Source organism: Pseudoalteromonas sp. 2CM39R, assembly GCF_023161845.1.
Window position 1 is genome coordinate 105904 of the sequence record NZ_JALNTM010000002.1, and the last position, 18549, is coordinate 124452.

Sequence of the window (18549 nt, forward strand, 5' to 3'; positions counted from 1 at the left end):
AAAAAATAGAGTTAGCCAAAGAGCTAAAACCGTTCAAAGATAGGAGTTATCCAATGTCAGCAGGATTGAAATTCAAACAGGCAATCGCCAACAACAAGCCATTGCAAGTGGTTGGTACCGTCAACGCGTACTGCGCAATGATGGCAGAAAAAACAGGTCACCAAGCACTTTACCTCTCAGGTGCGGGTGTTGCTAACGCATCATACGGCATGCCAGATTTAGGTATGACTAGCCTTGATAATGTACTTGAAGATATTCGTCGAATCACCAGCGCTACCGACTTACCGCTTCTTGTTGATGCTGACACAGGTTGGGGCGGTGCATTTAATATTGCTCGTACTGTTAAAGAAATGACCAAAGCAGGTGCAGCGGGCTTCCATATTGAAGACCAAGTAGCACAAAAACGTTGTGGTCACCGTCCTAATAAAGAGATCGTGTCTAAAGATGAAATGGTTGATCGTATTAAAGCTGCGGTTGATGCCAAAACAGACAGTGATTTTTATATTATGGCGCGTACTGATGCATTTCAAAAAGAAGGCTTAAATGCCGCGATTGACCGCGCAGCAGCGTGTGTTGAAGCAGGTGCAGACGCCATCTTTGCAGAAGCGGTACATGATTTAGCAGATTACCAAGCGTTTGCTAAAGCGTTAAATGTACCAATTCTTGCAAATATCACTGAATTTGGTCAAACGCCACTTTATACAAAAGAGCAATTGAGCGAAGTGGGTGTTGAAATTGTACTTTATCCACTTAGTGCATTTAGAGCGATGAACAAAGCAGCACTTAATGTGTATTCGTCTATTCTTAGCGAAGGCTCGCAACAAAGCCAAGTAGACAATATGCAAACACGTGCGGAATTATATGAGTTTTTAGATTATCACTCATATGAAAACACACTCGATAACCTTTTCTCAGCTAAAAAATCATAACGACAACATATAAGGAGAACACTCATGGTAGATAAAGCATTAGGCGGCGCAGGTTTACGTGGTCAAGTAGCAGGTGAAACAGCACTGTGTACAGTAGGTCAATCAGGTTCAGGTTTAACTTATTGTGGTTATGATATTAGTGAATTAGCAGATAAAGCGCAGTTTGAAGAAGTGTCTTTTTTACTGTCGCGTGGTGAATTACCAACAGAGGCTGAGCTTACTGAATATAAAGCAAAGCTAAAATCACTACGTGGCTTACCAGATGCACTAAAAACAGTGCTTGAGAACATTCCTAAAGACGCGCATCCAATGGATGTAATGCGTACTGGTTGTTCAATGCTAGGTAACCTAGAAATGGAGCAAGATTTTTCACAAGCGAATGATGCGATTGACCGCCTAGTTGCCGTATTCCCAAGCATTATTTGTTACTGGTATCGTTTTAGCCATGACGGCGTTCGTATTGAAACTGAAACAGATGATGATTCGGTAGGTGCACACTTCTTACGTTTATTACATGACGAAGCACCATCAGCACTGTTTGAGCAAGTAATGAATGTCTCTTTAATTCTCTATGCAGAGCATGAGTTTAATGCATCAACATTTACTGCGCGTGTGTGTGCATCAACATTGTCTGATATTCACTCTTGTGTAACGGGTGCTATTGGTAGTTTACGTGGCCCATTACATGGTGGTGCGAACGAAGCGGCTATGGATATGATTGAAGGCTTTACAAGTGCAGACCAAGCTGAAGATGCATTGATGGGTATGCTTGAGCGTAAAGACAAGATCATGGGCTTTGGTCACGCTATTTACCGTGAATCAGATCCACGTAACGTGATCATCAAAAAATGGTCAGAAAAACTGGCTGCAGAAGTGGGTGACGATGTTCTTTATCCTGTGTCTGTTCGCTGTGAAGAAGTTATGTGGCGTGAAAAGAAATTATTCTGTAATGCTGATTTCTTCCATGCATCTGCGTATCACTTCATGGGTATCCCAACTAAGTTATTCACGCCAATTTTCGTGATGAGCCGTGTAACAGGTTGGACAGCACACGTGAAAGAGCAACGTGCTAATAACCGTATTATTCGCCCAAGTGCAGATTATACGGGCCCTGAAGCGCGTAGCTACACGCCAATTTCTGAGCGTTAATTGTAATTAAATCAGTGATAGGGGTAGCTTAGCTGCCCCTTTATGAAGGGGCGAAATAAATACAAAAACAATCAGCCCACCTTTGTTCACCGTCACCAAGTACAAGTAGAATCATCATGAATACAAATTTTAGAAAACCATTAGCAGGCACCGGAGTCGATTACTTTGATACTCGCGCTGCTGTTGATGCAATTAAACCGGGCAGCTATGCCACACTTCCTTACACATCGCGAGTACTTGCCGAAAACTTAGTTCGTCGCTGTGAACCTGAAATGCTAAATGATGCACTGTCGCAATTGATTGATCGTAAGCGTGATTTAGATTTTCCATGGTTTCCTGCTCGTGTTGTGTGTCACGATATCTTAGGTCAAACAGCGTTAGTTGATTTAGCAGGTCTGCGTGATGCTATTGCTGCAAAAGGCGGCGATCCTGCAAAAGTAAACCCGGTGGTACCTACACAGTTAATTGTTGACCACTCATTAGCGGTTGAACACGCAGGTTTTGAACCTGACGCATTTGAAAAAAACCGTGCTATTGAAGACCGTCGTAACGATGACCGTTTCCACTTTATCAATTGGACAAAAACAGCATTTAAAAATATAGATGTGATCCCGCCGGGTAACGGCATTATGCATCAGATTAATTTAGAGAAAATGTCACCGGTGATCCAAAAACGTGACGGCGTGGCATTCCCAGATACCTTAGTTGGTACAGATAGCCACACACCTATGGTTGATGCGTTAGGTGTTATTGCAGTCGGTGTAGGTGGCCTTGAAGCTGAAAGCGTAATGCTTGGCCGTGCATCTTACATGCGTTTACCTGACATTGTGGGTGTTGAGCTCAAAGGCAAGCCACAACCAGGTATTACTGCAACCGATATCGTACTAGCGATCACCGAATTTTTACGTAATGAAAGAGTTGTGTCGACCTACCTGGAATTTTATGGTGAAGGTGCCGATGCACTTACCCTAGGTGATAGAGCAACTATTTCTAATATGACGCCAGAGTTTGGCGCAACAGCTGCGATGTTCTACATCGATGACAACACACTTGATTACCTACGTTTAACAGGCCGTGAAGAAGAGCAAGTTAAACTAGTTGAAACTTACGCAAAAGAGACTGGCCTTTGGAGTGATAGCCTAAAAACGGCCGAGTATGAGCGTGTGTTAACTTTTGATCTGTCTTCAGTTGGTCGCAATATTGCGGGCCCTTCAAATCCACATCGCCGTGTTGCAACTAGCGAACTTGATAAAGCAGGTATCACTGGCGTTGTTGAGAATGAAGAAGGCTTAATGCCAGATGGCGCCTGTATCATTGCTGCAATCACAAGTTGTACCAATACCAGTAATCCACGCAATGTTATTGCTGCAGGTTTACTTGCTCGTAATGCCAACGCTAAAGGTTTAACTCGAAAGCCATGGGTTAAAACATCACTGGCACCGGGTTCTAAAGCGGTTAAGTCTTATTTAGAAGAAGCTAATTTATTACCTGAACTTGAGCAGCTTGGCTTTGGTATTGTTGCCTTTGCTTGTACAACCTGTAACGGCATGAGTGGTGCGCTTGATCCAAAAATTCAGCAAGAAGTGATTGACCGTGATTTATACGCAACCGCTGTATTGTCGGGTAACCGTAACTTCGATGGTCGTATTCACCCTTATGCTAAACAAGCATTCTTAGCTTCACCACCACTGGTTGTTGCTTATGCTATTGCCGGTACTATTCGTTTTGATATCGAAAAAGATGTATTAGGGCATGATCAACAAGGCAACGAAATTCGCCTTATGGATTTATGGCCATCAGATGAAGAAATTGATGCGGTGATCAAACAAAGTGTTAAACCAGAGCAGTTTAAAAAGGTTTACGAGCCAATGTTTGATTTAAGTGTAGATTATGGCGAAGACAACGATCCGCTTTACCAATGGCGTCCACAAAGCACTTATATTCGCCGTCCTCCTTATTGGGAAGGCGCATTAGCGGGTGAACGCTCTTTGAGTGATATGCGTGCCTTAGCTGTGTTGGGCGACAACATCACTACTGACCACTTATCACCTTCGAATGCGATTTTAGCGTCAAGTGCTGCTGGTGAGTACCTAGCTAAAATGGGTCTCCCAGAAGAGGATTTTAACTCGTATGCTACTCACCGAGGTGACCATTTAACAGCACAGCGGGCTACATTCGCTAACCCTAAGTTATTGAATGAAATGGTTAAAGAAAATGGTGAAGTGAAGCAAGGTTCATATGCTCGCATTGAACCAGAAGGCAAAGTGACGCGTATGTGGGAAGCTATCGAAACCTACATGGAGCGCAAACAACCGCTTATCATTGTGGCTGGTGCCGATTATGGCCAAGGCTCATCACGTGACTGGGCTGCAAAAGGTGTTCGCCTAGCTGGTGTTCAAGTGATTGCAGCAGAAGGCTTTGAGCGTATTCACCGCACTAACTTAATTGGCATGGGTGTATTACCACTAGAATTTAAAGCAGGCACGACGCGAACTACGCTAGGTATTGATGGTAGTGAGAGTTTTAGTGTGAATGGTGAGCCAACACCTGGCGCAACACTGATACTAGTGATTACCCGTGCCAATGGTGAAATCGTTGAAGTACCAATGACGTGCCGTTTAGATACCGCTGAAGAGGTGTCAATTTATTCAGCTGGTGGTGTACTGCAACGTTTCGCGCAAGATTTCTTAGAATCTGAGGAGCACTAAGTGATGGCGTTTAAACCACAAATTAAGGTGCCAGCGACCTATATGCGTGGCGGCACCAGTAAAGGGGTGTTCTTTAACTTAACTGACTTACCTGAGCCTGCCCAAGTGGCAGGTGAGGCGCGCGATAATCTGTTATTACGTGTGATTGGTAGCCCCGATCCTTACCAAAAACAAACTGATGGTATGGGCGGTGCAACCTCAAGCACCAGTAAGACGGTGATATTATCGAAAAGCGCTAAAGCTGATCACGATGTTGATTATTTATTTGGTCAAGTTGCTATCGATAAAGCGTTTGTAGATTGGAGTGGTAACTGCGGCAATTTAACTTCAGCAGTCGGGGCCTTTGCTGTGTCAAACGGTCTTGTTGATGCCAGCAAAATTCCAGAGAACGGCGTTGTTGAAGTTAAAGTATGGCAAGTCAATATTAGTAAAACCATCATAGTGCACGTGCCAATTACTAACGGTGAAGTGCAAGAAACTGGTGATTTTGAGCTTGATGGCGTGACCTTTCCAGCCGCTGAAGTGAAACTTGAATTTATGGACCCTGCAGATGGCGAAGGAGCCTTATTTCCCACAGGTAACTTAGTCGATGAATTAGAAGTGCCAGGTATTGGTATGTTGTCTGCAACGATGATCAATGCGGGTATTCCGACTGTTTTCATTAACGCCAGTGAAGTTGGCTACGATGGTACAGAGCTGCAAGAAGCCATTAACGGTGATGCATCGGCACTTGAAAAGTTAGAAACGATTCGCGCCTATGGGGCGTTGAAAATGGGGCTAATTTCTAATATTGATGAAGCAAAGGCACGTCAACATACGCCAAAAGTAGCTTGGGTTGCACCAGCTAAAACTTATCACGCATCAAGCGGTAAAGTTGTAAACGAAGCTGATATTGATTTAGTGGTACGCGCTATGTCGATGGGTAAATTGCACCATGCCATGATGGGCACGGCTGCGGTTGCAATAGGTACCGCTGCAGCCATTCCTGGTACCTTGGTAAATCTTGCTGCAGGTGGTGGTGAGCGTCAGGAAGTAAACTTTGGTCATCCTTCTGGCACTTTAAAAGTGGGCGCTGCTGCAACACTTGTTGATGGCAATTGGCAAGTCACAAAAGCAAGTATGAGCCGAAGTGCGCGTGTATTAATGGAAGGCTGGGTTCGAGTGCCTCAGTAGTACGTTTAATCAAAATAAAGCGGCGGTTACGCCGCTTTGTCTAATCCGTAGCATTGTTGCTTCATGCCTTCAATAAACTCATCAAACTTGCCGCTTTGTTGCATTAGTTCTATTTCGTCATTTAAGTCTTCTAAAACTTTTTGCCAGTGCGGCGTTGATTTGCTGACAGAAAAATATAGCGGTTTGTATTCAAGTTTAGGTTCCAATGCAACCAGTGATTCTAGCATTTGTCGTTTGCCGCTAATTGATAATTCAGACTTGTAAACGCTTGCTTTTAACACTTCAAGATCTGCCACAATCAGGCTTACGCGGTTACTAAGTAAGAGATGAATTAGTTGGTACTCATTATTAGCGACGATTGTATCGATTTCTTTATTATCAATCATGGCATCGAGTTCTTTGGTGTTTTTATATGAGCGAACTACGCCAATAGGCAAGTCTTTTACAGAGTTTAAATCCCCATTAAATGGAATTTGAGTTCCCTTTAACGCCACGAAAGAAAGATCCCCACCTGGAATGGCATGGCTCAAGGCAAGTAAATCGTTGCGGGTTTTATCAAGGAAGTTATCTGAAATGACATCATCTTCAATGAAATATTCAGGAAAGAGAATATCAGCGCGACCTAGTTCAGCTTCTCTTACGGCACGTGCCCACGGGTAAAAGCTGATATGCACGCCATAGCCTTTTTCAAGTAAAGAGCTTACAGCAAATTGGTAAAGCCAGCCTTTATTACATAAGTTTTCATCAATATAAGGAGGCCAATCCAAAGTAACAAGCTTTAAAACGTGTTTAGCATCTAGGTTATAACCGTATCCGCCGTTGAAACGCACAGCTTCTTCAGTGGCAATTTCGCTATTTTTCACAAAACTAACAGGCGTTAGGCCCGCAAGAGCTTGATATGAGGCGAATAAAAAAAATACGGTCAGTAGTTTCATAAATTGTTTAAGTTTTTGTTATTTATCTAAAGCTTAGCCTTTTGCCGTAAATATACAACCTAGTAACTGTAACAATATCTAACGGATGGAGTACATTTTTCGATCACAGCTTATATTAATAGACTTGAGTGACAAAAAGTTTACATTTGTATTATGATATCACTTAATGCTTTTGCAGCTTAAGGATAACAACAATGATAAAACCAAGTATCTATATATCACTTCTCACAAGCTCTATGCTTGCTCACGCACAATTACCGCTTAGCGTTACAAGCCCAGATGGACAAATAACTGTAAAACTCGAAAAACAACAAAATCAGCTTGTTTATAGCGTAAATTATGGCAACCAAGAGTTTTTGCAGCAATCACAGCTTGGTTTAAATACCAACCTGGGTGATTTTTCACAAAGCCTAAAATATAAAAGCCATACAACAGCTTTAGTCAATGAAAGATATAAGCTGCATAATGCAAAGGTGAGTGAAGTAAACTACACGGCGAATACCTTAAAAGCGCAATTTGAAAACCAAGACGGCAGAATGCTTGGTGTCGAGTTTAACGTGTCTGATAGCGATGTTGCATTTCGTTATCAGATATCGGGAGCTGATACTGATACCCGTATTAAGGTGTTAGCTGAATACAGTGCTTTTAACCTACCAGATAATGCAACCACGTTTATAAGCCCACAAGCCTTACCTGAAACAGGCTGGATGCAAACAAAACCAAGTTACGAAGAGCCTTACACCTTTAACGAAGCCATTGGAACACCATCAACGAACGGCGTGGGCTATACCTTTCCTGCATTATTTAAAAATAGCGATAAAGGCTGGCTTTTAATTTCTGAAACCGGTGTTGATAGCCATTATGTTGGCTCAAAATTAAGCGAAGGCACGAAAGACGGTGTATATCGTATTTCATTTCCTCAGGCTGGAGAAAACAATGGCATTGGTGCAACTTATGCGGCTATGGCAATGCCTGCAACAACACCTTGGCGCACCATCACGTTAGGAGCAAGTTTAAAACCAATCGTTGAATCAACCGTGGCGTTTGATTTAGTTAAACCCCTTTATCAACCAAGCCAAGATTATAAAATGGGTCGTTCAACATGGAGCTGGATTGTTTGGCAAGACCCAAGTATCAACTACGATGACCAAATCAAATTTATCGATTTAGCTGCGTCATTAAACTTTGAATATGTATTAATCGACAATTGGTGGGATAAAAACATTGGCCGCGAGAGAATGGCTGAATTGGTTAAGTACGCCAATGGAAAGGGCGTTGATGTTATTTTGTGGTACAACTCAAATGGCTGGTGGAATGATGCACCACAGACCCCGCAAAATAGAATGAACAGTGCACCTGCACGTCGAAATGAAATGGCGTGGCTGCAAAGTATTGGTGTTAAAGGCCTTAAAGTTGACTTTTTTGGTGGTGATAAACAAGAAACCATTAAACTTTATGAAGATATTCTCACAGATGCAAATCAGTATGGTTTAGTGATCACCTTTCATGGTAGTACCATCCCGCGTGGTTGGGAAAGAATGTATCCGAACTTCGTCACATCTGAAGCGGTACTGGCATCGGAAAACCTTGTTTTTCATCAAGATTCGTTAGACTTACATGCCTATAACGCGACTATTTTACCGTTCACCCGTAATGCTATTGGCGCTATGGATTTTGCCCCAGTTTTTTTAAACAAACGCTTATCTCAAGATCAAACAGTAGGCACTATTCGTAAAACCACAGATACATTTGAACTGGCAACAGGTGTGCTTTATCAATCACCAGTGCAACATTTTGGCCTGACGCCAAATAACCTTGAAGAGCAACCTCAATTTGTTATTGATACTTTAAAGGCGATGCCAACGGTATGGGATGAAACACGCTATATTGCAGGTCAGCCGGGTCAAGATGCAACGATCGCAAGGCGTCATCAGCAAACATGGTGGGTAGCAGCCGTTAATGGTGAAAATAAAGCCAAAACATTAGATATTGATTTACCTATGTTAGCGGGCAAAAAAGTCACCCTGTTGTTTGATAACAAAGATGGCAGTGCAGGTACTAAGCAAGTCACTGTAAGCAGTAGTGGTAAGTTAACCTTAAACTTATTAGCTCAAGGTGGCGCACTGATTATTGGTCACTAAATGTGAGTTAATAGGCGATAAACAAAACCAAGTAGAGAAAAGCGAGCAGGTTGCTCGCTTTTTTTTGTATATTTGCCTTGCTAACTTGGACGTGCTAGATTTAGTCGGGTGTGGTGATGTACTACACCGCTTTAAGGACGACCTTAAAGTTGTAATTTAAATTCGGGGACGACCCCATAAAGAGGTCGACCATGAATTGGATCCTACTTATTACTGCTGGCTTACTTGAAGTCGCTTGGGCTTATGGCCTAAAACAATCAAACGGTTTTACTAAACCACTCATTTCATTCTTTACACTCTTAACCATGGCTGCGAGCTTCTATTGCTTAAGCGTGGCGCTTAAATCATTACCACTTAGTTTGGCTTATGCAGTTTGGGTAGGTATCGGCGTAATTGGCTCTGCAATTATTGGCATGACGCTATTATCTGAAGGCGTAAGCCTATTAAAAATAGCCAGCCTACTGCTGATTGCCCTTGGCATTATTGGTTTGAAACTTGCCAATTAGTGTTTGTATAAAAATCCGATAGGCTGCTGCTCTATCGGATTTTGGGTCTAGATCAAATGTTATTTGGGATTTATTACTTAGTGTAATTTTTTATAATCAACGACGATTTGCTGTTGTACACCAAGGCCTTCGATGCCTAGAGTAATGGTGTCGCCGTCTTTTAGGTAAACCGGTGGTGTTTGCCCTAAACCCACTCCCGGGGGCGTTCCGGTAGAGATAACATCACCCGGTTGCAGACTCATAAATTGGCTGAGATAACTAACTATAAACGCTGGATCAAACACCATGGTTTTTGTGTTGCCGTTTTGGTACTGGGTATCGTTTACCTTTAACCACATATCTAAATTAAGTGGGTCAGGAATTTCATCTTTGGTGACTAACCATGGACCAAGTGGTCCAAATGTGTCACAGCCTTTCCCTTTATCCCATTGTGAACCACGTTCCAATTGAAAATTTCGTTCAGACACATCGTTACATACACAATAACCGGCAATGTAATCATAAGCGTTTTCTACATCGACATAGGTGGCGTGTTTACCAATGACAATGGCAAGTTCAACTTCCCAGTCTAGCTTTTCGCTATTTTTGGGCTTAATTATATTATCGTTAGGGCCGCTAATAGCACTGGTGGCTTTGCTAAATACTTCAGGCTCATTGGGAATGGCCATTCCAGATTCTTCAGCGTGATCAGCATAGTTTAAGCCAATGCAAATAAACTTACCTACATCAGCAATACATGAACCGATACGCACAGGCTCTTCAATAAGCGGCAAGGTGTTTAAGTCAATTTGACTAATAAAATTGAGTGTTACTGGTGATAAAGCTTGGCCATTGATGTCTTTGAGCACGTTACTTAAACAACGTAGCTTACCATCGCTATCAATGATGCCGGGTTTTTCTTGGCCATGAGGGCCGTATCTTAGTAATTTCATGATGATTCTCTTTACTTCTATTAATTATTTAAGGTGACGAAGCCGCCATCAATAGGAAAATTGCTGCCTGTAATGAAAGCTGCATCATCTGAGCAGAGGTAATCGACTAGTCCTGCAATTTCTTCTGGTTTGCCCATACGACCTATAGGTTGACTTTTAGAGAGCTTTTCAAACATTTCAGCCTGATTATCTGGGTAACTTTGGGCTAAAAAATTATCAACAAATGGGGTGTGCACTCGACCAGGCGCAATGCAGTTACAGCGGATGCCATCATTTATATAATCTTTTGCAACTGAATAGGTCATGGTTAATACCGCGCCTTTCGTCATTGAGTAAGCAAACCTGTGAGCAATACCGACCGAAGATGCAACAGAAGCAAGATTAATGATGACGCCGCTTTTTCGAGATTTCATATTATCGATAGCTGCATGAATACAGTTATAAACCCCTTTAACATTAATGTTATAGAGTCTGTCTAAATCAGCTTCTGTGGTGTTTTCGATATTGCCAATATGGGCAATACCGGCATTGTTGACCAAAATATCAATGGGGTAGTGATTAGTAATCGTATTGAATAACTCGTGAACTTGTTGGTGGTTTGTAACGTCAACGGCATACGCATCGGCACTGCCATTGTTGCTAAGAATTTCATCTTTCACTAAGTTTGCAGCGTCAAGATTTAAATCAATCACTATGATATGCATATCACGTTTTGCCAAGCGTAGGCAGATACTGCGCCCGATGCCACTTCCACCACCGGTTACTAGGGCAATTTTTTTAGTATTTTGCTGGGTCATAAAATGTCCTTAACTTGGGAAATTATAATAATCGGTAAAGTCTTTTGGCATTATCGGACCAAATCTTTCGCTGCTCAGAGACTGGTAGAACACTTATCAGCTCATCGCTGATGTAATGCCAGTCGGTATAACAGCCATTCATGTTAACCACAGGCCAGTCGCTGCCCCATAAAATACGGTTGGCACCAAACAACTGATAAATGAGTTCAAAGTAGGGGCGATATGTATCGATATCGACACAATCAGCTTTAGCTTGTGACATGAGCCCGGAAAACTTAATTGCAACATTTTTTAAGCATGCAAGTTGATAGAGCGAGTCTTCCCATTGCTCAGACTTAGGCTTTGTTAAATCCGGTTTAGCCAGATGATTAATAACAATGTTTAAATGAGGATGTTGCTTTGCAATAGTGATGATATGCGGCAAATGGCACTCATGAACTAAGGCATCAAAACAGAGGTTATGAGCCGCTAAAAATTGAAAGATTGGCTTAAATTCTGGGTTTAAGATCCAATCAATTTGCTCAATATCTTGCAGCATAGGGCGCACACCTTTGAAGTTAGGGTCAGCTGCAAATAAGGTTAATTCTTTAAGAACGTTGGCATCGGTAAAGTCGACCCATCCAACAACACCTGCAATAAAACTGTAGGACTTAGCGAGTTTTAGTAAGAAGCGCGTTTCATCATGTGAATCGGCTGCTTGAACAACAATGGTGTTAGCAATGTCATTAATAGCAAGGGTCGTAGTTAGTCTTTCTGGTAAATAATCTTGATAAAGCACGGTTAAATCTTCACTTAACCAGCGGTAGTCGCCACGGCTCAATTGCCAAAAATGTTGATGGCTATCTATTTTCTTAATCGGGTTGAGTGTGCTGACTGTGCTCATAATGCGCCTCCGCTTTCTGGCGTCGGCGCATGCTGTGCAATGAGTCCTGCTGTTTTCAAGTCTTGCCAAAACTGGTTTGGAATAACCTGATTAAATAATTCGATAGTATTGTGCACCCGTTTTTCGTTACCAAGCCCAGGTATAACAGATGCAACAGCAGGATGCGCGAGTGGAAATTGTAAAGCTGCAGCCGCTAAAGTAACCTTGTGATCAACACATATCGCTTCAATTTTGGCGACTTTATCGATGACTTCCTGTGGGGCAGGTTGGTAGTTATAATATGGGTTTTGAAAATTGCGAACGCCCGTTGCTAATATTCCCGAGTTATAGGGACCACCTAAGATAATAGACGCACCATGATCTATGCATGCAGGTAAAAAATCATCGAGTGGTTGCTGCTCTAATAGTGAATATCGACCAGCTAATAAAAAGCAGTCGAACTGACCAATTGTCATCGCTCGTTGGCATATTTCTACTTCATTTACCCCTAAACCAATAGCCTTAATTTGACCACTTGCTTTGAGCTCTTCTAACGCTCGATAGCCGCCTTGGTCAAATTGCATAAAATAAAAAGCATCTCGCTCGGCATGTGTATCACCCCCTAAATCATGGACGAGTAAAATATCAATTTCAGCTAAGCCTAAGCGTTGTTGGCTGTCTTCAAAAGATCGCATAATGCCATCGTAACTATAGTCATATTGAGCATCAAAAGGCATGGGGGTTGCAAAACCATGACGTAGCTGTGTTACATCAGCATGGGGATCAGGTTTGATTAATCTGCCAACCTTGGTTGATAAGATATACTCTTGTTTATCAAGGACTCGTAGTGCATCACCGACACGGCGTTCACTCAAACCAGCACCATAGCGAGGGGCTGTATCGAATAAAGAAATGCCCACATCAATTGCTGCAGATAAGGTGTTTTTAGCTTCTTCATCGCTCACTGCTTGATATAAATTACCCATAGAGGCTGCACCAAAACCAAGCGTTGAAACCTCAATACCAGTTTTTCCAAGCGGGCGCGTTTTAAATGTGTTTTTCATAACTTACCTCCTATGGTTTCCTTACTTCACCAAAAACTCCGGCAGTTCAGACACAGAGGCGCAGCCGAGCTGATTCATGATCTGAGTAATTTGCATCATCAAGGCATTGATGGTGTGAATGCCGCCTTTATCGCCAAGGGCACCCACGCCATACACAAAGGGTCTGCCTAAAAATGTAAAGTCAGCGCCGCTTGCAAGTGCACTCACTATATTTGTTCCGCTACGAAGCCCGCTATCCATAAAAATTTTGATGTCTTTTGAATACTTAGCAGCGACTGTTTGTAACGGTTTGACTGGTGATTCACCGGCATCTAGCTGACGCGCGCCATGATTTGACATAACAACGCCATCAGCGCCGAGCGCAATGGCCGCTTGTACATCAGACTCATTAATCAACCCTTTAATGATCAAAGGCCCTTGCCATAAATCGCGAATTGGCTTTAAGCCTTCCAGATCTACGCGGCCCATGACAGTTTTATTCATAAAAGCTGCCAGCTCATCGGTAGGCATATTTTTTGGCATATACGGCTTGAGGGTTTCCATTTCTGGTTTGCCAGCTAGGGCTGTTTCATAAAGCCATCGGGGTCTTGCTAGCATCTGCAAAATATTAGACAGTGTCATTTTCGGTGGCATAGCAAGGCCATTTCGAATATCTCGTGGCCTGTAGCCAAAAGTAGGCACATCAACGGTGACCACTAGCACAGGGTAGTGGGCTGCTTTGATACGATTGAGTAAATCAAGCCTAATCTTTTCATCGGTTGGGTTATAAAGCTGAAACCACGCATGGCCTTCGGATACTTCTGCGATTCGTTCAAGGCTAGATGACGAAACCGTGCTTAATACATAAGGTATGTTTTTTTCAGCGGCGGCTTTAGCAAGAATTTCCGGGGCTTTTGGCCACATTAATCCTTGTAAACCAACAGGGGCAATACCAAATGGTGCAGCGTAAGTATGGCCAAATAATTCGACAGCTTGACTGCTACCTGCAAATGGCTTTAATAGCTCACTGCGTAATTGCACATTATTGATATCATCTCTATTTCGCTTTACACCATGTTCTTGCATACAGCCGCCTTCAAGGTAATCGAAGGCAAAGCGAGGAATGCGTTGCTTGGCTTTTTTCTTAAGGTCGGCAACGTCAGGGTAAAGGTGGTTAAAGTAATTGCTCATGATGAAATCCTCAGCTTTATTTCAAGCACGCTGGGCCAATGCTGTCGAAGGTTTTATAAGTTAATAAAAACTCTTGATGACCCATTTGCTCAGATTTGGTTTGTTCACCATTGCCGACTCGAACAATCAACTCAAAAATTTCATCACCCACTTGCTTAACGGTTTTACTCCCTTCAATGATAGCGCCGGCATTTATATCCATATCATCACTGAGGTTTGCATAGGTTTCTGGGTTAGCACAGATTTTAATAACTGGTGAAATGGCAGAACCAACAACAGAGCCTCGGCCTGTGGTAAATAAAGTGATATGGGCACCCGAGGCTATCATTTCGACAATCTCTTGGTTGTCAGAAATATTTGGAAAACCAAACATAGGTTCGCCATCGGGCACTACATCCATTAAGAAAAGGCCTTTTTTATTTGGCTTTTCTCCTGGTTTAATAATCCCGTTAATTTGCGATGCGCCAGACTTGGCATAGGCGCCCATTGATTTTTCTTCTTGGGTTGTTAAGCCGCCCTCAGCATTACCTGGGGCAAAACTGCCATAGCCCATTTTGGTGTAGTAATTTTCTGCTTTGACAACACAATTAATAAGTTGCCTTGCTAATTCAGGACTTTCGGCTCGATGAGCCATGATTTGCTCACAACCGACAAGTTCACCGGTTTCCTCAAAAATACAGGTTGCATCAGCACCAATTAATCGGTCAAAACATTTACCTACTGCAGGATTTGCGCTAATGCCACTGGTGCCATCAGAGCCACCACAAATAGTGCCAATGACAAGCTCATCTAGATGCATGTACTCAATTGGGCATTGAGCAAGCTGCTCAAGCATGATTTGGCTTTGCATAATGCCTTTGGCAATAGTGTTTTTTGTGCCGCCATTTTGTTGGATCACTAGGGTATTCACTGGACGACCAGACTCAGCAATCGCATCGCTCAAATACTCACGGTTAAAACCTTCACAGCCTAGTGACACTAATAAAACACCGCCCACATTAGGGTGAGTGCAAATGCTTTTCATCATTGCAAGCGCATAGTTGTTTGGATAGCAGCCCGGGAAACCGATTAGTTGCACATCAGGGTGATCCATCTTATTAACGATAGAACGTGCAACATGGTGCGCACACTCAACCAAGTAAACCACAACTAGGGTATTTCGAATGCCTTTTGAGCCATCGTTTCTTAAATAGCCGCGCATATTATTCTCCCGTTACAGAATGGCGAGTGTGGCTGGCAATGTAGTCACTTTTCATATTGTGAAGATGAACATGTTGGCCTGTTTTTATAGCTTCAGTCGAAGAGCCAATTGAAGCCCCATACTTTAAAATTTGCTCACCGGCAGCAATATTTTGGCAGGCAATTTTGTGTCCGATAGTGACACTTGAATCAAGTGTTATTACCTGATTTGTAATGTTAATTTGCTCGCCTTTTTGCGCCGAACGGCAGCAAACAATGACATTATCGTGTGGGTGTAACTGTACAAATTTATTCTCAGTCATAGCCATCTCACGTTGTTAATCTGCAACGATTTGAAAAATGAATTTCTTTGTAAAATATGTTTGAGCTTGAAGTGAGTCAACGCGTTTAGCGCGTATTTTAAACAGGTTTTTGTATATGAAATTTTTGCTGTAGCGATGTTTTATGTTTAATCATTTGTACAAAAATCACTCTGGCTAATGGTGATTTTCTACATCAAATAAGTGCGACTCTATAAACTGGTTTGACATTGTTTTAATCGATTTAACAAGGCATGGCATGTAATGACCGAGCCTTGTATAAAACAACAGGCTTGTTTATGAACACACACAAAAGAATAAACACGAAGCGTAAGGATGACCGAGTAGTATCAAAGGACATGCTGATACCATTTATTTTGGTTGCGGCACTTTTTCCGCTTTGGGGTTTTGCAAATGATATAACTAATCCCTTAGTTAAAGCGTTTAAAGATATATTCTTGATCTCAAACACGCAAAGTAGCTTGGTGCAATTTGCGTTTTATTTAGGTTATGGCGTAATGGCAATTCCTGCCGCGTTGTTTATTCGTCGCTTTAGTTATAAATACGGCATCGTTTTAGGACTTGGCCTTTATGCGCTTGGGGCTTTATTGTTTATTCCAGCAAGTATATATGGCGAGTTTAACTATTTTCTTGCGGCATTATGCATATTGACCTGCGGTTTAGCGCTTTTAGAGACAACGGCAAACCCGTATATTTTATCAATGGGCAGTCCACAAACTGCAACCAAACGACTTAATTTAGCGCAAGCATTTAACCCAGTAGGCTCTTTACTTGGCATGTTTGTGGCCTCAAACATGATTTTAAATAATCTTCGCGTGGCAGAGTTTCGAGCAGCAGAAAAAGCAGCACATCCCGAGTATGCGCAAATGCTACCTTCGGTTGTCGATGGTAAATTAACCGATGCACTACAGCAGTTTGCAGTAACCAACCCTGTACAACACCAACTCATGCAAAGCGCTGACTTAGCTACTATTCGCACCCCTTATGTAGTCATTGCACTGGTTGTGATCTGTTTACTGTTTGTTTATTTGTTTTATCGGTTGCCTAATACACAGCTCATGGCATCAGATAAACGCAATCAAGCATTAAAGCCTTTATTTATAAGGCTTATAAACAACAAACCCTATCGTGAAGGGGTAATAGCACAGATGTTTTATGTAGGTGCTCAAATTATGTGTTGGACCTTCATTATTCACTATGGCATGGCTGAGGTAGGGCTAAGTGCAGCCGAGGCACAGCATTTTAATATTATTGCTATGTGCTTTTTTCTTGCGAGCCGATTTTTATGTACCTACCTACTTAATTGGTTTAAAGCGGGGCTGTTATTAATGTGGTTTGCAATAGCCGCCGCGTGCTTGATGTGTTTGGTAGTTTTTATCGGCGGTAAAGTGGGGCTTTACTCTTTAGTTGCCACCTCTGCCTGTATGTCTTTAATGTTCCCAACTATTTATGGCATTGCTTTGAATGGCTTAAAAACGGATGCCAGTATTGCCTCTGCGGGGCTGGTAATGGCAATCGTTGGCGGGGCATTAATGCCACCATTACAGGGGATGATTATTGATGCGAACCCCATTGTCTTTTTAAGTGCTGAACAAGCGTCATTTTTATTACCCATGCTGTGTTTTGTTGCAATTACAATTTTTGCTTATCGCGTTGTATTTATTCATAAACAATAAAAGGAGATTCAGATGCAGTACTGCCTTACATTAGAGCTAAAAAACGACCCAGAGCTTATAGCCACCTACGAGCAATACCACAGCCCTAAGCAAGTTTGGCCTGAAGTCATTAGTGCCATTCGCGATTCAGGAATTACCGACATGGCGATTCATCGTGTTGGTACAACCCTTATCATGATACTGCAAACCGATGATTCATTCTGCTTTACAGAAAAGGCAAAACAAGATGCGATAAACCCAAAGGTGCAAGCATGGGAAAGCCTAATGGAGCAGTTTCAGAATGTAGATAGCAATAATCAACAAGGAAAGTGGCAGTTAGTCGATAGGATATTTTCTCTAGAAGAGCAGGTGGGTTAGTTTTAAGATAAAAGTTTCGAGGGGCTAGTTTCAAGTTACAAGTTTCAAGGGGCTGGCGTTAGTTTCAAGGGGCTAGGTGCTAGGTGTTAGGTGCTAGGTGTTAGGTGCTAGGGTAGACCGAGTGGATTCGAACACTGATTTTGGCATGGGTCATAGAGAGCGGTAGTGCTCTAACTAACTGAGCTACATATTTTAAATTTGGAAAATTAAGAATTGGTACGACCGAGTGGATTCGAACCACTAATTTTGGCGTGGGTCATAGAGAGCGGTAGTGCTCTAACTAACTGAGCTACAGATACTTTAAATTTGGAACATTAATAATTGGTACGACCGAGTGGATTCGAACCACCGATTTTGGCGTGGGTCATAGAGAGCGGTAGTGCTCTAACCAACTGAGTTTCAACTGTATAATATTGATTTTAGGATAATAAAACTATGAGGAATTTGAATAAATTGGTACGACCGAGTGGATTCGAACCACCGACCTCTACCATGTCAAGGTAGCGCTCTAACCAACTGAGCTACGGTCGTACTGAGGTGTTAAAATCAAGAGTGGTACAACCGAGTGGATTCGAACCACCGACCTTTGGACCGGGCCGTTAAGAGTGGTAGTGCTCTTTCCTTTGGTTA

16 protein-coding genes and 1 tRNA gene are annotated in these 18549 nt (G+C 42.4%); 8 read left to right on the forward strand and 9 right to left on the reverse strand.

Annotated features, from left to right (window positions below; all coding sequences use genetic code 11):
- Positions 1–53: 53 nt before the first annotated feature.
- The 4 genes from prpB to prpF all read left to right on the forward strand — a co-directional run bounded on the left by prpB (position 54) and on the right by prpF (position 5959).
- Positions 54–929, forward strand: a complete 876-nt coding sequence (gene prpB / locus MTF66_RS04525; protein WP_054561375.1) for a methylisocitrate lyase — start codon at positions 54–56, stop codon at positions 927–929.
- 24 nt (positions 930–953) lie between these two features.
- On the forward strand, positions 954–2078 hold the full coding sequence (gene prpC / locus MTF66_RS04530; protein WP_248526547.1) for a 2-methylcitrate synthase: 1125 nt from the start codon (positions 954–956) through the stop codon (positions 2076–2078).
- Positions 2079–2194: 116 nt separating this feature from the next.
- Positions 2195–4786, forward strand: a complete 2592-nt coding sequence (acnD, locus tag MTF66_RS04535) for a Fe/S-dependent 2-methylisocitrate dehydratase AcnD (RefSeq protein WP_248526548.1) — start codon at positions 2195–2197, stop codon at positions 4784–4786.
- 3 nt (positions 4787–4789) lie between these two features.
- Entirely contained in the window at positions 4790–5959 is a 1170-nt protein-coding gene (gene prpF / locus MTF66_RS04540) for a 2-methylaconitate cis-trans isomerase PrpF (protein ID WP_248526918.1), read from the forward strand.
- Between the two features lie 26 nt (positions 5960–5985).
- Here the strand turns inward: prpF and MTF66_RS04545 are convergent, their stop codons facing one another.
- Entirely contained in the window at positions 5986–6894 is a 909-nt protein-coding gene (locus tag MTF66_RS04545) for an ABC transporter substrate-binding protein (protein WP_248526549.1), read from the reverse strand.
- A gap of 194 nt (positions 6895–7088) precedes the next feature.
- Here MTF66_RS04545 and MTF66_RS04550 point away from each other — a divergent pair, with 194 nt between their 5' ends.
- Positions 7089–9035, forward strand: coding sequence for a glycoside hydrolase family 97 protein (locus tag MTF66_RS04550; RefSeq protein ID WP_248526550.1), 1947 nt, complete (start codon positions 7089–7091; stop codon positions 9033–9035).
- Between the two features lie 191 nt (positions 9036–9226).
- On the forward strand, positions 9227–9541 hold the full coding sequence (locus MTF66_RS04555) for a multidrug efflux SMR transporter (protein ID WP_058584908.1): 315 nt from the start codon (positions 9227–9229) through the stop codon (positions 9539–9541).
- Between the two features lie 77 nt (positions 9542–9618).
- Here the strand turns inward: MTF66_RS04555 and MTF66_RS04560 are convergent, their stop codons facing one another.
- The 7 genes from MTF66_RS04560 to MTF66_RS04590 are packed head-to-tail and all read right to left on the reverse strand — an operon-like array spanning position 9619 to position 15868.
- Positions 9619–10473, reverse strand: a complete 855-nt coding sequence (locus tag MTF66_RS04560) for a fumarylacetoacetate hydrolase family protein (RefSeq protein ID WP_248526551.1) — start codon at positions 10471–10473, stop codon at positions 9619–9621.
- A gap of 20 nt (positions 10474–10493) precedes the next feature.
- Entirely contained in the window at positions 10494–11270 is a 777-nt protein-coding gene (locus MTF66_RS04565) for an SDR family NAD(P)-dependent oxidoreductase (protein ID WP_248526552.1), read from the reverse strand.
- Between the two features lie 22 nt (positions 11271–11292).
- Positions 11293–12153: an amidohydrolase gene (locus MTF66_RS04570; RefSeq protein WP_248526553.1), complete on the reverse strand. Its 861-nt coding sequence runs from the start codon at positions 12151–12153 to the stop codon at positions 11293–11295.
- Positions 12150–13196, reverse strand: coding sequence for an aldo/keto reductase (locus MTF66_RS04575; protein ID WP_248526554.1), 1047 nt, complete (start codon positions 13194–13196; stop codon positions 12150–12152). Before MTF66_RS04575 ends, MTF66_RS04570 begins: the two co-directional genes overlap by 4 nt.
- A 21-nt stretch (positions 13197–13217) precedes the next feature.
- A complete protein-coding gene (locus MTF66_RS04580; protein ID WP_248526555.1) occupies positions 13218–14366 on the reverse strand; it encodes an alpha-hydroxy acid oxidase in 1149 nt (382 codons plus the stop codon).
- 16 nt (positions 14367–14382) lie between these two features.
- Complete coding sequence (locus tag MTF66_RS04585) at positions 14383–15567, reverse strand: UxaA family hydrolase (RefSeq protein WP_248526556.1); 1185 nt, start codon at positions 15565–15567, stop codon at positions 14383–14385.
- Between the two features lies 1 nt (position 15568).
- A complete protein-coding gene (locus MTF66_RS04590) occupies positions 15569–15868 on the reverse strand; it encodes a UxaA family hydrolase (RefSeq protein ID WP_248526557.1) in 300 nt (99 codons plus the stop codon).
- A gap of 296 nt (positions 15869–16164) precedes the next feature.
- Here MTF66_RS04590 and fucP point away from each other — a divergent pair, with 296 nt between their 5' ends.
- Entirely contained in the window at positions 16165–17562 is a 1398-nt protein-coding gene (gene fucP / locus MTF66_RS04595; RefSeq protein WP_374236598.1) for an L-fucose:H+ symporter permease, read from the forward strand.
- Between the two features lie 12 nt (positions 17563–17574).
- A complete protein-coding gene (locus MTF66_RS04600; RefSeq protein WP_248526558.1) occupies positions 17575–17919 on the forward strand; it encodes an L-rhamnose mutarotase in 345 nt (114 codons plus the stop codon).
- A gap of 454 nt (positions 17920–18373) precedes the next feature.
- Here the strand turns inward: MTF66_RS04600 and MTF66_RS04605 are convergent.
- Positions 18374–18450, reverse strand: a tRNA-Val gene (locus tag MTF66_RS04605).
- Positions 18451–18549: the final 99 nt, after the last annotated feature.

Bases quoted from the DNA above. Each gene is read 5' to 3' on its own strand.
- prpB (WP_054561375.1), top strand. From the start codon at position 54: ATGTCAGCAGGATTGAAATTCAAACAGGCAATCGCCAACAACAAGCCA.
- prpC (WP_248526547.1), top strand. From the start codon at position 954: ATGGTAGATAAAGCATTAGGCGGCGCAGGTTTACGTGGTCAAGTAGCA.
- acnD (WP_248526548.1), top strand. From the start codon at position 2,195: ATGAATACAAATTTTAGAAAACCATTAGCAGGCACCGGAGTCGATTAC.
- prpF (WP_248526918.1), top strand. From the start codon at position 4,790: ATGGCGTTTAAACCACAAATTAAGGTGCCAGCGACCTATATGCGTGGC.
- MTF66_RS04545 (WP_248526549.1), bottom strand. From the start codon at position 6,894: ATGAAACTACTGACCGTATTTTTTTTATTCGCCTCATATCAAGCTCTT.
- MTF66_RS04550 (WP_248526550.1), top strand. From the start codon at position 7,089: ATGATAAAACCAAGTATCTATATATCACTTCTCACAAGCTCTATGCTT.
- MTF66_RS04555 (WP_058584908.1), top strand. From the start codon at position 9,227: ATGAATTGGATCCTACTTATTACTGCTGGCTTACTTGAAGTCGCTTGG.
- MTF66_RS04560 (WP_248526551.1), bottom strand. From the start codon at position 10,473: ATGAAATTACTAAGATACGGCCCTCATGGCCAAGAAAAACCCGGCATC.
- MTF66_RS04565 (WP_248526552.1), bottom strand. From the start codon at position 11,270: ATGACCCAGCAAAATACTAAAAAAATTGCCCTAGTAACCGGTGGTGGA.
- MTF66_RS04570 (WP_248526553.1), bottom strand. From the start codon at position 12,153: ATGAGCACAGTCAGCACACTCAACCCGATTAAGAAAATAGATAGCCAT.
- MTF66_RS04575 (WP_248526554.1), bottom strand. From the start codon at position 13,196: ATGAAAAACACATTTAAAACGCGCCCGCTTGGAAAAACTGGTATTGAG.
- MTF66_RS04580 (WP_248526555.1), bottom strand. From the start codon at position 14,366: ATGAGCAATTACTTTAACCACCTTTACCCTGACGTTGCCGACCTTAAG.
- MTF66_RS04585 (WP_248526556.1), bottom strand. From the start codon at position 15,567: ATGCGCGGCTATTTAAGAAACGATGGCTCAAAAGGCATTCGAAATACC.
- MTF66_RS04590 (WP_248526557.1), bottom strand. From the start codon at position 15,868: ATGACTGAGAATAAATTTGTACAGTTACACCCACACGATAATGTCATT.
- fucP (WP_374236598.1), top strand. From the start codon at position 16,165: ATGAACACACACAAAAGAATAAACACGAAGCGTAAGGATGACCGAGTA.
- MTF66_RS04600 (WP_248526558.1), top strand. From the start codon at position 17,575: ATGCAGTACTGCCTTACATTAGAGCTAAAAAACGACCCAGAGCTTATA.